Below are 14,277 nucleotides of genomic sequence, written 5' to 3' on the forward strand. Positions count from 1 at the left end.
CCCTACGCATGTTCGGCAAACCGTTTCACGCGGCCGTCACATCGATGTCATACGGCGGGCGACCGTACCTCACCTTTCGCGCCAGCCGAACGGCCCCCTGGAGGCTGCCAGGGGGCCGTTTTTCGGTCACCCGTCCGGCGTGTGCCGCCCAAGTCCCCTTGTCGGCATCGGAGTTCGGGCGATGGCATAGCTCTATGTGGTTGGCCGGATCCTTACCGTGCACACGGAGCGGTTATGACGGCGTCATCCGCCCGACCATCTCCGGGTGCTCCTTGAGCCAGGCGGTGACCGCCTGCTCCTCGTGGCCCTGGCCGTACTTGTTGATCTCCCCTTCCAGGGTACCGAGCTCGTCCTCACTCATGTGGAATCCCTTGATCCACTTGGTGAGCTGGGGGTACTGCCCGGGGAACTCCTCGTGGGCGATGGTGCGGATCGTGTTGCCCTCGCCGAAGAGCTTCTTGTCGTCCTTCAGCTTGGTCAGGTCGTACTGGCTGTACGCCCAGTGCGGGGACCACAGGACCACGGCCACGGGCTGCTTCCTGGCGTAGGCGCGCTTGAGCTCGGCCAGCATCGCGGGCGTGGAGCCGTCGACGACCTCGTACTCCTTGTCGAGGCCGTAGCCCGGCAGCACCTTGTTCTTGAGGAGGTTCATCTCGCCGGTGCCCGGTTCGATGCCGATGATCTTCCCGTCGAACTGGGATGCCTTGCCCTTGAGGTCCTCGTACGTCTTCACACCCTTGACGTACGACGGTACGGCGACCTCCAGCGACGTCGGCCGATACCAGGTGCCGAGGTCGGCCAGGCTGTCCTTGCTCTTGTCCCAGTAGTTCTTCTGGGCGTACGGCAGCCAGGCGTCGAAATTGAGGTCCAGGTCGCCGGAGGCGAGGCCGGTGTAGACCGGGCCGACGTCCATCTGCTTGAGGTTGAGCTTGTAGCCGCGCTTCTCCAGGACGTTCTTCCAGAGATACGTGACGGCGATGTCCTCGTCCCAGGGGAACCAGGCCACGTCGACCGGCCGCTTCGCCTCGGCCGGAGTGCCGCTGTCCTCGACGGGGGCCAGCTTGTCGACCAGGCCCGGGTGCTGCTTGAGCCAGGTGCGCACGGCGTCCTGCTGCCTGCCCTTGCCGGCCTTGTTGATCTCGGCCTCCAGGCTGGTGAGCTGCTTCTCGTCCAGCTTGAAGTTCTTCAGCCACCCTCCGACGACCGGGTTGTCGTCGGCGAAGCCCTTGCGGGCCACCGAGTGGATGCCGTCACCCGAGCCCCAGGCGCCCTTGGGGTCCTTGAGCTTCTTCAGGTCGTAGTCGTTGTACGCCCAGTGCGGCGACCAGAGCGTGACGGCGATCGGGGCCTTCTTGGCGTAGGCGCGCTTGAGCTCGGCCAGCATGGCGGGCGTGGAGCTGTCGACGACCTTGTACTCCTTGTCGAGGCCGTACGCCTTGAGGACCTTGCTCTTCAGCAGTGCCATCTCGCCGGCGCCGGGCTCGATGCCGGTGATCTTCCCGCCGAACCGAGAGGCCTTGCCCTTGAGGTCGGGCAGGGAGTTGATGTCCTTCATGTACGACGGGACGCTCAGCTCCAGAGACGTCTTGTCGTACCAGGCGCCGAGGTCGTCGAGGTCGGCACCGTACTTCTTCCAGTACTGCTCGTGGGTCGTCGGCAGCCAGGCGCCGGTCATGAAGTCGGCGTTGCCGGAGGCGAGGGAGGTGTAGAGGGGGCCCGCGTCGAACTGCTTGGCGTCCACCTGGTAGCCGCGTTCCTCCAGGATCTCCTTCCACAGGAAGGTGGAGGCGACCCCGTCGTCCCAGGGGACGTAGCCGATGCTGATCTTCTTGCCCTGGCCGACATCCTTGCTTGCGGAGACGGCCGTGGCCTCGCCCGAGGTGCCGCCGAAGATGCCCATGCCGCCCGCGACGAGGGCGAGGACGACGACGCCGATCACGGCGATCTGCGGGCGGGGGCGGTAGGACCAGATCCTGAGGCCCTGGGTCGCGCGGGCCTTGGCGGCGGCGCGGCGGCCCAGCGGGGAGACCTGGGTGCCGAGCGCGCTGGTCATGCGGTCCAGGTAGATCGCGAGGATCACGATGGCGACACCGGCCTCGGAACCGAGACCCACGTTGAGCTGGCCGATGGCCTCGTTGACGTCACCGCCGAGGCCGCCCGTGCCGACCATGCCGGCGATCGCGGCCATGGACAGGCCGAGCATGATGACCTGGTTGACGCCGGCCATCACGGTGGGCAGCGCCAGGGGAAGCTGGACGCGCAGGAGAGTGTCGCGCGGGGTGGTGCCGAACGCCTCGGCGGCCTCGACGAGCTCCTTGTCGACCTGGCGGATGCCGAGCTCGGTCATGCGGACGCCGGGGGCCAGCGCGAAGATCAGGGTGGCGACGATGCCCGCGGAGGCGCCGGTGCCGAAGAACAGGATCGCCGGGATGAGGTAGATCATCGCGGGCAGCGTCTGCATGAAGTCCAGGACGGGGCGGACGATGCCGCTGACCCGGTTCGAGCGGGCCGCCCAGATGCCCACGGGAACGGCTATCACCAGCGCGATGATCGTGGCGACGAGGACCAGTGAGAGGGTCGTCATCGCGTCTTCCCACAGTTCGAGGGAGTCGATGAAGGCGAATCCCGCGAAGGTGAGGACGCCGGCCAGGGTGCCGCGCAGCCAGAACGCGATCACGGCGAGGATGCCCGCGAGCAGCAGGGGCTGGGGCGCCTGGAGGACGGCGTCGATGCCGTCGTAGGTGCCGGTGAAGACGGTCTTCAGGAAGTCGAAGAGCCAGGACACGTGGTCCAGCAGCCAGTCGACGGTGTCGTTGACCCAGTCGCCGAGCGGGATCCTAGGCATGAGCGGCCTCCTGGGGGGACTCCACGTCGCCGAGGAAGCCGACCAGGCGCTCCTGCGCGACCACACCGACGAGCCTGCGCTTCGCGTCGAGGACGGCCACCGGGTGGCTCGACCGGGCACTCATCGCGCACAGCTCGGTGAACGGCGTGTCGGGCGTCGCGGTCTCGCAGTCGTCGGCGCAGCCGCAGTCGGCCGGGGTGCCGCTCACGTCCGTGTCCATGACGGCGGACGCGGTAAGGACCCGGGAGCGGTCGACGTCCTTGGTGAAGGAGGCGACGTAGTCGTCGGCGGGCCGCACGAGGATGTCCTCCGCGCTGCCGATCTGGACGATCCGGCCGTCGCGCATCACGGCGATCCGGTCGCCGAGCCGCATCGCCTCGTTGAGGTCGTGGGTGATGAAGACGATGGTCTTCTTCAGGGTCTTCTGGAGCTGGAGGAGCTGGTCCTGCATGTCCCGTCGGATCAGCGGGTCGAGCGCGCTGAAGGACTCGTCCATGAGGAGCAGGTCGGCGTCGGTGGCGAGGGCCCGGGCCAGGCCCACGCGCTGCTGCATACCGCCGGACAGCTCGTCGGGCCAGGACTTCTCCCAGCCTCCCAGGCCGCACAGCTCCAGGGCCTCGGTGGCCCGCTCGATGCGCTCGGCCTTGGGGACGCCCTGGACGGCGAGTCCGTAGGCGGCGTTCTCCAGGACGCTGCGGTGCGGGAAGAGCGCGAAGTGCTGGAAGACCATGCTGATCTTCTGGGCGCGTACGGCGCGCAGCTCGCGGTCGGTGAGCGCGGTGAGGTCCTGGCCGTCGAAGCGGACATGGCCCGCGGTCGGCTCCAGGAGGCCGTTGAGCATGCGCAGCAGCGTGGACTTGCCGGAGCCCGACAGGCCCATGACGACGAAGATCTGGCCCGGGTCCACGGTGAAGGAGGCGTCGATCACCGCCGCGGTGGTGCCCTCGGCGCGCAGTCCCTCCCGGTCCGCGCCCTCGCGAAGCCTCTCGACCGCCTGGTCCGGCCGTCTTCCGAAGACCTTGTACAGCTGCTCTGCCTCAAGCCGTGATGACACGCGTACCTCTTGTCTCTTGACCACTGGGTGGGAGACGAAGGGCCGCGAACAGTTGAAAGTGCAACCTGCCTCGCTCCGAGGCGGCGCCTGCCCATAAGCCTTTCGGCCAAACACACGGGTGTCCTGGTTCACAGGACGCTCACACCGCCGGACGCGTCGAGCGGCGGCGGCCGGTGTCGGTGCCGTACGGCATGATGCGAGACGTGACCGGACGACTGATGCTCCTCGACACCGCCTCGCTCTACTTCCGTGCCTACTTCGGGGTGCCGGAGTCGGTGAAGGCACCCGACGGCACGCCGGTGAACGCCGTGCGCGGCCTCCTCGAATTCATCGACCGCCTGGTCAAGGACCACCATCCCGACCTGCTGGTGGCCTGCATGGACGCCGACTGGCGCCCCCAGTGGCGGGTCGACCTCATCCCCTCCTACAAGGCGCACCGCGTCGCCGAGGAGCACGAGAGCGGCCCGGACGAGGAGGAGGTGCCGGACACTCTGTCGCCGCAGGTGCCGGTGATCGAGGCCGTCCTGGACGCGCTCGGCATCGCGCGCGTGGGGGTGGCCGGATACGAGGCGGACGACGTGATCGGCACGTTCACCGCGCAGGCGACCGGCCCGGTCGACATCGTCACCGGCGACCGCGACCTGTACCAGCTGGTCGACGACGAGCGCCAGGTGCGGGTGCTGTATCCCCTCAAGGGCGTCGGCACGCTCCAGCTGACCGACGAGGCGTGGCTGCGCGAGAAGTACGGCGTCGACGGCCGCGGGTACGTGGATCTGGCGCTGCTGCGCGGCGACCCGAGCGACGGTCTGCCGGGCGTGCCCGGCATCGGCGAGAAGACGGCGGCCAAGCTGCTCGACCAGTTCGGCGACCTGGCCGGGATCATGGCCGCGGTCGACGACCCGAAGGCGAAGCTCACGCCGTCGCAGCGCAAGCGGCTGGACGAGTCGCGGCCGTACGTGGCCGTGGCGCCGAAGGTCGTGCGGGTGGCCGGTGATGTCCCGCTGCCGCGAGTGGACACCGCGGTTCCGCGCACGCCGCGCGATCCCGCGGCACTGGAGAAGCTGGCGGAGCGGTGGGGGCTCGGTGGATCATTGCAGCGACTGGTGGCGACGCTCGGCGCGTAAATATTGCCCTCGCTTTCCACGAGTGGCATGCCGTCGCCAGCGAGGCGGATGCTAACTTAGGTAAGCCTAAGCGTAGGGAACTGGGAGGCCGCCATGGCAGAAGGACCGGGACGCAAGCCGCGGAAGCCCCACTCCGCACAGGTGCTGCGCACCGAACGCCTCACCCCGCACATGCAGCGCGTGGTGCTCGGCGGCGACGGACTCGCCGAGTTCGCGGCGGACACCTGCACCGACCACTACGTCAAGATCCTGTTCCCGGCCGAGGGCGCGACCTACCCCGAACCCTTCGACATGCAGCGGATCCGCGAGGAGTTCCCCCGCGAGCAGTGGCCCGTGACCCGCACGTACACCGTGCGCCACTGGGACGCCGAACACCGCGAGCTCACCCTGGACTTCGTGATCCACGGCGACGAGGGCCTGGCCGGTCCCTGGGCGGTGCGGGTCCAGCCCGGCGAGACCGTGCGCTTCATGGGCCCGGGTGGCGCCTACGCCCCGCACCAGGACGCCGACTGGCATCTGCTCGTCGGGGACGAGAGCGCGCTGCCCGCGATCGCCCGCTCCCTGGAGTCACTGCCCGACGGCACCCGGGCGCACGCCTTCATCGAGGTCTCCGGGCCCGAGGAGGAGCAGAAGATCGACTCCGACGTGGAGGTCGTCTGGCTGCACCGCGGCTCCCGCCCCGTCGGCGAGGCCCTGGTGGAGGCCGTCCGCGCGCTGGAGTTCCCGGAGGGCCGGCTGTGTGCGTTCGTGCACGGCGAGGCGCACTTCGTGAAGCAGCTGCGCCACTTGCTGCGGGTCGAACGGGCAGTGCCGCGCGAGGACCTGTCGATCTCCGGCTACTGGCGCCTGGGCCACAACGAGGACGGCTGGCAGGCCTCCAAGCGGGACTGGAACGCGCGCATCGAAGCGGAGCAGGAGGGGGCGGCGCCCGCCGCTTAGGGCTGCGCTTCAGGCTTGCCTGTCAGGTCCGCGCTTCACGCATGCGTCCCCGAAAGGGGCGGCACCTTCGAGGGTGCCGCCCCTTTCGTCGCGTCCGGGAGCGGTCACACCGACCGCTGGTACGACCGGAACGTCCGGATCGACAGCCACACCGCCACGACCGCCAGCCCGAGCAGCGCTCCCCCGCGGCTCAGCACGACACCCCAGTCCGGATCGGCGGACAGGGCCGAACGGCCCGCCACCATCGCCCAGTTCAGCGGGTTGAAGTCGGCGACGTGCCGCATCCAGGAGGGCATCTGCGAGGGCGCCATGAAGGCGCTGGACAGGAAGGTGAGCGGGAGCAGCAGGAAGGTGTTGATCCCGATGATCGACTCCCGCTCCCGCACCAGCATGCCGAGCGCGTTGGACAGCGCCCCGAAGACGGTGCCCAGCAGGACCGAGGCGAGCACCAGGACGGCGATCCCCGCGATGCCGCCCGGGTAGTCGGCGCCCCCGAGGAGCCCGAGCAGCACGATGACCACCGACTGGAAGGCGGTGACCAGGCCGTTGTTGACGACGTTCCCGTTCATCAGCGCGGCCCGGCTGACCGGGGTGGTCAGGAAGCGGTCCAGAGTCCCGCGCTGGATCTCCTCCAGGGTGCCCATGCCGGCCCACATGTTGGAGCCGAGCGCACTCATCACGACCACGCCCGGGACGAGGTAGTCGAGATACGAGGTGGTCCCGAAGCCGCCGAGCTCGACGACCTTCTTGAAGAGGCTGCCGAACAGGAACAGCCAGATCACCGGCTGGATCAGGGTGATGATCGCGTACGCGGGCTGCCGCACGAACACCAGGAGTTGACGCTGCGTCATGTACCAGGTCTGGGAGACGGCCATGCTCATCGGGCACCCACCAGGTCTTCGGCGTCGGAGTAACGGCGGCCCGCGTAGCGCAGGTAGACGTCGTCGAGGGACGGGCGGGCGACGGTCGCGGTGGCGACCTTGACCCCTGCCCGTTCCAGGGCGGCGAGGAGGGCGGGTACGGCGGCGGCCCCGTCGTCGGCGCGGACGCTGACGCGGTGTCCGTCGGCCAGCACCTCGTGCACGCCCGGCACGTCGCGCAGGACGCCGGTCAGCAGCGTGCGCCCCGCGTCGCCGAGCGGCTCGCGCAGCTCCACATGCACGGCGTCGCCGCGGAGTTCGCCCTTGAGCGCGTCCGGGGTGCCCTCGACGACGATCCGGCCGCGGTCGACGACCGCGACGCGCTCGGCGAGCCGGTCGGCCTCTTCGAGGTAGTGCGTGGTGAGCAGGATCGTCAGCCCCTCGTCCGCCGCGAGCCGCCCGATCTCGTCCCACATGGCGCTGCGGGCCTCGGGATCGAGACCGGTGGTGGGCTCGTCGAGGAAGAGCACCTCGGGGCGGTGCACCAGGCCGAGGGCGACGTCGAGCCGGCGTCGCATGCCGCCGGAGTAGCCCTTGACCGGACGCCGGGCCGCCTCGGTGAGCGTGAAGCGGTCGAGGAGCTCGTCCACCCGCCGGTCGAGGGCGGCGCCCTTCAGGCCGTAGAGCCTGCCCTGGAGTCGGAGGTTCTCGCGGCCGGTGGCGACCGGGTCGGCGCCGGAGCCCTGGGCGACCACCCCGATGGCCCGCCGGACCCGGTCCGGGTGGCGCAGCACGTCATGGCCGGCGACGGTGGCCGAGCCGGAGTCGGGGCGGGCCAGGGTGGTGAGGATCTTGACGGTGGTGGACTTGCCGGCGCCGTTCGGGCCGAGCAGGCCGAAGACGCTGCCCCGCTCGACGACGAGGTCGATACCGTTGAGAGCGGTGACCTGACCGCCGTAGGTCTTGATCAGTTGACGCGCCTCGATCGCGGGCGCACGGGTGTTCATGGCAGGTGCTCTCCTGGGTCTCCTGGCTGAGCGGATGACAACTGATCCACGTGAGGAGCACCGGGCTATCCTGGGTGTGCCGCACCTCGATCGCCTGGATGTGCCTCAGGGCGGATTCAGTTCGGGGTTCGAGGCCCCGGCGGGCTGCTGCAACAGCCGTGCCGGGGCCTGTTCTTGTTCAGGTCATGGATCTTGTTCAGGGCCTGTTTCTCGTTCAGGTCCCGTTTCTCGCTCTGGGCCTGGTTCTCGTTCTGGGCCCGGCTCGTGGAATGCCTTCCACTCCTCGATGCCGGGCAGCGTGCCCTTGGTGAGCTCGTCGAGGAAGCCGCGGACCCACTCCGCCTCCGCCTCGACCATGTGGAGCTGGTACTCGTTCTCCACGAGGAAGAGCCGGGGCAGCGTCTCGTACAGCTTCTCCAGCGCGCCTCGGTCGCTCGCGATCCGCACCTCCAGGGCGTCGAGCCGTTCCTTCAGCAACGGCCCCACCTCGTCGGGGTGCAGCACAGCGAGCAGGGAGAGCGCGGTCTCGAAGATCGGGTACTCCTTGGCCGGGAAGGCGACCAGGTCCGACATCCACTCGGTGGTCTCCTGGCGCCCGGCCGCGGTGATGCCGTAAACGGTCCGCTCGGGCCGGTTGCCCTGCCGCTCCACGTCCGTGACCTCGACGAATCCATGTTTCTCGAGGTTCTGAACGACCGTGTAGAGCGAGCCGTAGTTGATCTTCGTGCTGGAGTCCTTGCCCTGGCGGCGCAGGGTCTGGGCGATCTCGTAGGGATGCATCGGCTTCTGCCAGAGCGTCGCCAGCACGGCGAGCGCCAGAGGGTTGCGGAGCTTGCGACGCCCCATCGACTCCACCTCACCTCCGCAACCGTGCGGCCGTATCGCCGCGCCGCAGAACCTCGCGGCCGAATATCCGCAGGCGAACATATCGCGACTTGCGACGGGCCGTCAATGGACACGATGTATCGCGTATGGACGGTCCACGCAAGGGAGTGAGGACTTGGGCGCTACTCCGACACGCCTGCGTCACGCACCCGAAACAGCCCCTCCCTAATTTCTGTCACCCGACAGGAATTCAGCTCCCGCACCGCTGTTCCGCTCTTTCGCCCTCATGCCGCCGAAGGCAGGTGCCGCCGTGACGACGACCAGTCCCTCCGACGTCCGTCCCGATCCCCCGCACTCCTCCTCCCCCTCCCCCGACGACCGGTCCCTCGCCGAGTTCGGCTACCCCCAGGAGCTGCACCGCAGCCTGGGCCGGTACGCGTCCTTCGCGGCCGGGTTCTCCTTCATCTCGGTCCTGACGACCGTCTTCCAGTTCTTCGCCTTCGGGTACGCGTTCGGCGGCCCCGTCTTCTTCTGGGCCTGGCCGGCGGTCCTGGTCGGACAGCTGCTGGTGGCGGCCTGCTTCGCGGAACTGGCGGCCCGCTACCCGCTCTCGGGCGCGATCTACCAGTGGTCGTCCCGCCTCTCCACCCCGGTCTTCGGCTGGTTCGCCGGCTGGATCATGGTGATCGGGCAGATCGTCGTGGTCGCCGCGGCGGCGCTGGCCCTGCAGATGGTGCTCCCGGCGATCTGGTCGGGCTTCCAGCTGGTCGGCACCGACCCGGCGCCGACCTCGGCGGACGGGGCGGCCAACGCGGCCGTCCTCGGCGTGATCCTGCTGGTCCTGACGACCGTCGTGAACGTCCTCGACAACCGTGTCCTGTCCCTGGTCAACCGGGTCGGCGTCACCGCCGAGATCATCGGCGCGGTGCTGATCATCGTGCTCCTGCTGACCCACTCCGAGCGCACACCGAGCATCACCTTCCACACCGCGGGCGCCGCGCAGAGCGGCCTGTTCGGGGCGCTGCTGGTGGGCTCGTTCACGGCGGCGTACGTGATGATCGGCTTCGACAGCGCGGGCGAGATGAGCGAGGAGACCCGCAACCCCCGGCGCGTCGCGCCCCGCACGATCCTGACGGCGCTCGGCGCGGCCGGCGCGCTCGGCGGCCTGATCGTCCTGGGCGGCCTGCTCGCCGCCCCCAGCCTCACCGACGGGCACCTGTCCGTCGACGGCCTCAGCTACGTCCTCACCAGCAGCCTCGGCGACGGTGTCGGCAAGGCCCTGCTGGCCGACGTGGTCATCGCGATCACGGTGGCCACCCTCGCCATCCAGACGGCGGCCTGCCGCATGCTCTTCTCCATGGCCCGCGACGGCCAACTGCCCTTCGCGGGCCGCCTCGCGCGCGTGAACCCCCGCACCGGCATGCCCACCGCCCCCGCGCTGGTCGTCGGCACCCTGGCCGCCGCCCTGCTCCTGCTCAACTTCGCCTCTCCGGAGGCGTTCCTGGCGATCGGCACGACCTGCATCGTGATGCTGTACCTGGCGTACGCGATGGTCACGGGCCCGTTGCTGATCCGCCGCATCCGGGGCGAGTTCACCTCGTCGGGCACCGACGAGGAAGGCGGCCGACTGTTCTCCCTGGTCCGCTGGGGCATCCCGGTCAACGCCCTGGCCCTCCTCTACGGCCTCCTGATGACCGTCAACCTGGCCTGGCCCCGGGCCGAGGTGTACGACCCGGCGGGCGGGCACTGGTACTTCCAGTGGTTCACGGTGCTGTTCCTGGCCGCGACGCTGGCGGTGGGCGTGGCGTGGCGCGCGCTGCGTCGGCCCACACCGGCGGGATAGCGGGACGGAGCGCGGCGGCCGTCTCACGTCGGGCGGCCGCATCTCGACGGGCGGCCGCATACCGTCCCGACGGCCCGTCAGTCGTCGCCCCGCACCCGCGCGTGCAGATGCATGTCGTGCCAACCGTCGGGATGCAGCACCGCGCTCCGCTTGGTCCCTTCCAGAACGAAGCCCGTCTTGGCCGCGACCCGGCACGACGCCTCGTTGCGGACGGCGTGCATGAGCTCGAGACGGTGGAACCCGACGGCGTCGAGAGCCCAGCGGGACAGGGCGACCGTGGCACGCGCCGCGACACCCTTCCCCCGAGCCTCCGTGGTCGTCCAGTACGCCATCTCGGCCTGCCCGTCGTCGAGACGGATCTCGCGCAGGGCCACCCGGCCGAGCAGCAGATCGGTGCCCGCGTCCACCACGGCCCACTGAGCGGTCTCCTCCCCGGCCCAGGCCTCCCGCCACTCCTCGATCCAGCCGCCGACCTCCTCCACGGAGTCGGCGACACGGGCGTGCCACTGGTGCATCACCGGATCCTGGAACGCGGCGTGCACCGCGGGCGCGTCCTCGGGCCGCCAGGGGCGCAGGAGCAGGCCGTCGCCGGTGGGGAGGGTGGGCTGGGCGGTGCGGGAGAGGGCGCCGGGTGCGAGCACCGGGCCGGTGAGGTACGGCATGACCCGCATCCTGCCAACCGGACGGTGCCCGTCCCAACGGGTTTTCCTCTTGACGAGAGGGAGGCAGGAACCCCGCATTCCACCCCCGGCCGACCGGTGCCCGCGTCCCGGCCGCGCGGGACCGACGTGCCGTCCTCGCGACGAACTTGCATCCCAACTGCCGCAAACGGGGGTGGTACCCGCGGCGCATCGATGGCCTGGAATGCGCGGCCGTGCATCCGGCGGCCAGGCGATCCGCTCCGTGCGCCGGGGCTGCGCCCCCTAGCCCGCGGCCGGAAATCGTCGCATGGTGCGAAGTGGTGGGCTGTCAGGGTGAAGTGCGGGCATGAGCGGTGTCGCACCCGGGCCGGTGAGGGTGGTGGCCGGATGGCTGCGATGGTCGGCGGGGCGTCTCGGGAAGGTGTTCCGCGCGAGACGCCCAGGTGCTCGGCACGGTCGGCGCGTCCGTGTACCAGTGCGAATTTACCTGGGACGAGCGCCCATCCCTTACCGACCGGGCCGCCCGGAATGTCGCCGAGAACACTCGACCGGCCTCCGTCCGACGCGCCCCTCGCAGGCGTCCTCCGAGATGCCTGACACCAGCGTCAACTAGCCCCGCACAGTTGACGAAACCCTTGGTGGCACTGGAAGGTAGGGATGATCCACGACCTCGCCTCCGACAACGCTGTCGTGGCGGTGGTGGCCACTGATTCTCCGTACCGTCCGGCTGCCGCCGCGAGGACCACGGCCGCAGGGCGCGCAGTTGACGAGGCCGGGTTCGTGCACGAGTTCAGCCACGCTGCGGGTGCAGCGTATGGAACACAACGCGTAGTTCATGGACTTCGTCGACTCCGCCACCGGAGGGCATCATGAATGGCTCTGCTCCAGGCGAGTCGCCCGGGCCGTTCCACTGATCGGGCACACACTCGTCGCCAGGCGCGCGTCACTCTGACCGTGACCCACGCCCTCTCGCGTCCCGAGTACCAGTACCCCCGGAACGCCTGTCAATTCCGTGTTCTACCCAAGCCGAAGGACCTGAGAAGGACTGGCTATTCCAGGTCTTGAATACGCGACGGGAGATCAGCACGATGAGTATTACCTCGTCCTCGCTACCGCACGCGTGGCGGGAGAATCCGAGCGTCGACCTGCTGCGCCGCGACGGCGACGCATGGACTTACAGCATGGAGCTCCTGCCCATCTCAGCCACTCCGGACGAGTGGTCGGCCATCCGACTCCCCGAATGTGCTGCGTGGTGCTATCCCATCGCGCCAAGGGACGAGTTGTTCCTGATGTATCACGTGTACGCGTGGATGTTCGCTCTCGACCTGCTGTTCGTGCGCACATTCAAGGCCGACCGCGACCTCGCCGGAGCGCGAGCCATGGTCGACAGGCTTCCGCTGTTCATGCCACTGGACGGCACCGCCCGTACGATGCCCGAGCCGGAGAATCCCATCGAGAGGTCCCTCGCCGACATATGGCTACGGCTGGCCCCGACCCGGTCCACCGCCTGGAAACGCGACATGCTGAAAGCCCAGATGGAATATGCCGACGGGCAGTGCTGGGAGCTGGAATGCATACGCAATGGGCGGATCCCCGATCCTGCCGAGTACCTTGTCCGCCGTCGCGGCTCGTACGGCGGCCCGGTCGGGGTCTGCCTCGCCGAGCACGTGGCAGGTGCGGAGGTGCCGGTCCGCGTGCGCCGCTCGCGGCCGTTCCGTGCGCTGATGGACGCTTGGACGGACATTCAGGCGCTCCACAACGACATCCGCTCCTACCGGCGTGAAGTCGAGGACGAAGACGAGACATGCAACTCCGTCCTCGTGTTCGCCAGGTTCCTGGAGCTCACCATCGACCAGGCCGCGGCCTCGGTCACGCGGCTGCGCACGGCCAGGCTGTCGGAATACGAACACCTGGAGACCACTCAGCTCCCGGAACTCTGCGACCAACTGCGGCTGGACAACGAGGATCGCGAGCAGGTGGCGGCCGTCATGAAGGCGTTGCGTGACCACCTCACCGGTTTCCACGTCTGGCAGGACAGCGCCACGCGGTACCAGGCTCCGGCACCGGGGCAAGGGTCCTCGAAGCGGCTCGGATCGTGACAGCCGGGGTCGGTATCCGTCTGCGCGTCGCACCCCTGCCGACTCGCGTCCGGCCGCCGCTGTCGGTTCCGCCTCGTACGCTTGATCGTGATGAGACGCCACACTCCGCCCCCGCCCCCTCCCCTGCCGCAGCGCGACGGGGTCGATCCGGTGCGGGTGCGGTTGCCGCCCGGTGACGCCTGGGCGACCGTGCGGGATCATCTCGTGGCGCGGCTCGCGGCCGGGGCCGAGGTGATCGACGGGATGCTGGAGACGGGCCAGATCGTGGACGCCACCGGACGTCCGGTGCCGCGCGACATGGCGTACGTGCCGGGGATGTCCGTGTGGTTCCACCGGGAACTGCCCGACGAGGAGCGGGTCCCGTTCCCGATCGACGTCATCTACCGCGACGAACACCTGGTGGTGGCCGACAAACCCCACTTCCTCGCCACCACCCCGCGCGGCAGCCATGTCGCCGAGACGGCCCTGGCACGGCTGCGCCGGCAACTGGACATCCCTGCGCTGGGCGCCGCGCACCGCCTGGACCGGCTGACGGCCGGCCTGGTGATGTTCACCGTGCGGCCCGAGGAACGCGGCGCCTACCAGTCGCTGTTCCGGGACAAACGGGTGGCCAAGGAGTACGAAGCCGTCGCCCCCTACGACCCCGCGCTGCCCCTGCCCCGTACCGTGCGCAGCCGCATCGTCAAGGAGCGCGGAGTCCTGGCCGCCCAGGAGGTCGAGGGAGAGCCCAACGCCGTCAGCCGGGTCGAGTTGCTGGAGCACCGGGGCCAGCGCGCCCGGTACCGGCTCACGCCGGGTACCGGGCAGACGCACCAGCTCCGAGTGCACATGAGCGCCCTCGGAGTGCCGATCCTCGGTGACCCCCTCTATCCGGTGGTCACCGCCCCCGTGGCGCCCGGCGACTTCCGACGTCCGCTCCAACTGCTGGCGCGCATCCTGGAGTTCACCGATCCGATCACGGGACGCGAGCACCGGTTCGTCAGCCCGCGCGTGCTGCGGGCCTGGGCGTCCTATGAGGAGTGGGCGGCCGGGTGACTCCG

At 69.5% G+C, this 14,277-nt stretch carries 11 protein-coding genes; 5 read left to right on the forward strand and 6 right to left on the reverse strand.

Going from position 1 to position 14,277, the window contains the following annotated elements; genetic code table 11:
* Nucleotides 1-232 precede the first annotated feature (232 nt).
* Complete coding sequence (locus H293_RS0109745; protein ID WP_020117685.1) at nucleotides 233-2,845, reverse strand: ABC transporter permease/substrate binding protein; 2,613 nt, start codon at nucleotides 2,843-2,845, stop codon at nucleotides 233-235.
* Nucleotides 2,838-3,899, reverse strand: coding sequence for a quaternary amine ABC transporter ATP-binding protein (locus tag H293_RS0109750; protein ID WP_020117686.1), 1,062 nt, complete (start codon nucleotides 3,897-3,899; stop codon nucleotides 2,838-2,840). The genes H293_RS0109745 and H293_RS0109750 overlap by 8 nt, the downstream gene beginning before the upstream one ends.
* Nucleotides 3,900-4,093: 194 nt before the next feature.
* Here H293_RS0109750 and H293_RS0109755 point away from each other — a divergent pair, with 194 nt between their 5' ends.
* Nucleotides 4,094-5,023, forward strand: coding sequence for a 5'-3' exonuclease (locus tag H293_RS0109755; RefSeq protein ID WP_397895340.1), 930 nt, complete (start codon nucleotides 4,094-4,096; stop codon nucleotides 5,021-5,023).
* 93 nt (nucleotides 5,024-5,116) lie between these two features.
* Nucleotides 5,117-5,962, forward strand: a complete 846-nt coding sequence (locus H293_RS0109760) for a siderophore-interacting protein (protein WP_020117688.1) — start codon at nucleotides 5,117-5,119, stop codon at nucleotides 5,960-5,962.
* Nucleotides 5,963-6,066: 104 nt separating this feature from the next.
* On the opposite strand, the gene H293_RS0109765 is transcribed toward H293_RS0109760, so the two are convergent.
* From H293_RS0109765 to H293_RS0109775, 3 genes are all read right to left on the reverse strand, one after another.
* Nucleotides 6,067-6,843 carry an ABC transporter permease gene (locus tag H293_RS0109765; protein ID WP_020117689.1) on the reverse strand — a complete coding sequence of 259 codons (777 nt, stop codon included), beginning with the start codon at nucleotides 6,841-6,843 and terminating at the stop codon, nucleotides 6,067-6,069.
* Complete coding sequence (locus tag H293_RS0109770; RefSeq protein WP_020117690.1) at nucleotides 6,840-7,829, reverse strand: daunorubicin resistance protein DrrA family ABC transporter ATP-binding protein; 990 nt, start codon at nucleotides 7,827-7,829, stop codon at nucleotides 6,840-6,842. Before H293_RS0109770 ends, H293_RS0109765 begins: the two co-directional genes overlap by 4 nt.
* A gap of 183 nt (nucleotides 7,830-8,012) precedes the next feature.
* Nucleotides 8,013-8,675, reverse strand: coding sequence for a PadR family transcriptional regulator (locus H293_RS0109775; RefSeq protein ID WP_020117691.1), 663 nt, complete (start codon nucleotides 8,673-8,675; stop codon nucleotides 8,013-8,015).
* 289 nt (nucleotides 8,676-8,964) lie between these two features.
* Between H293_RS0109775 and H293_RS0109780 the strand changes: the two genes are divergently transcribed.
* Nucleotides 8,965-10,497 (forward strand): amino acid permease, encoded by a 1,533-nt coding sequence (locus tag H293_RS0109780; protein WP_020117692.1) that lies wholly within the window; start codon nucleotides 8,965-8,967, stop codon nucleotides 10,495-10,497.
* Between the two features lie 77 nt (nucleotides 10,498-10,574).
* On the opposite strand, the gene H293_RS0109785 is transcribed toward H293_RS0109780, so the two are convergent.
* Nucleotides 10,575-11,159: a GNAT family N-acetyltransferase gene (locus H293_RS0109785; protein ID WP_028807705.1), complete on the reverse strand. Its 585-nt coding sequence runs from the start codon at nucleotides 11,157-11,159 to the stop codon at nucleotides 10,575-10,577.
* 1,067 nt (nucleotides 11,160-12,226) lie between these two features.
* Here H293_RS0109785 and H293_RS0109790 point away from each other — a divergent pair.
* Together H293_RS0109790 and H293_RS0109795 are read left to right on the forward strand one after the other, a co-directional pair.
* Nucleotides 12,227-13,237, forward strand: coding sequence for a terpene synthase family protein (locus H293_RS0109790; RefSeq protein ID WP_028807706.1), 1,011 nt, complete (start codon nucleotides 12,227-12,229; stop codon nucleotides 13,235-13,237).
* Nucleotides 13,238-13,327: 90 nt separating this feature from the next.
* Complete coding sequence (locus H293_RS0109795; RefSeq protein ID WP_078612550.1) at nucleotides 13,328-14,272, forward strand: RluA family pseudouridine synthase; 945 nt, start codon at nucleotides 13,328-13,330, stop codon at nucleotides 14,270-14,272.
* Nucleotides 14,273-14,277 lie beyond the last annotated feature (5 nt).

This window comes from Streptomyces canus 299MFChir4.1 (assembly GCF_000383615.1).
Taxonomy (GTDB): domain Bacteria; phylum Actinomycetota; class Actinomycetes; order Streptomycetales; family Streptomycetaceae; genus Streptomyces; species Streptomyces canus_C.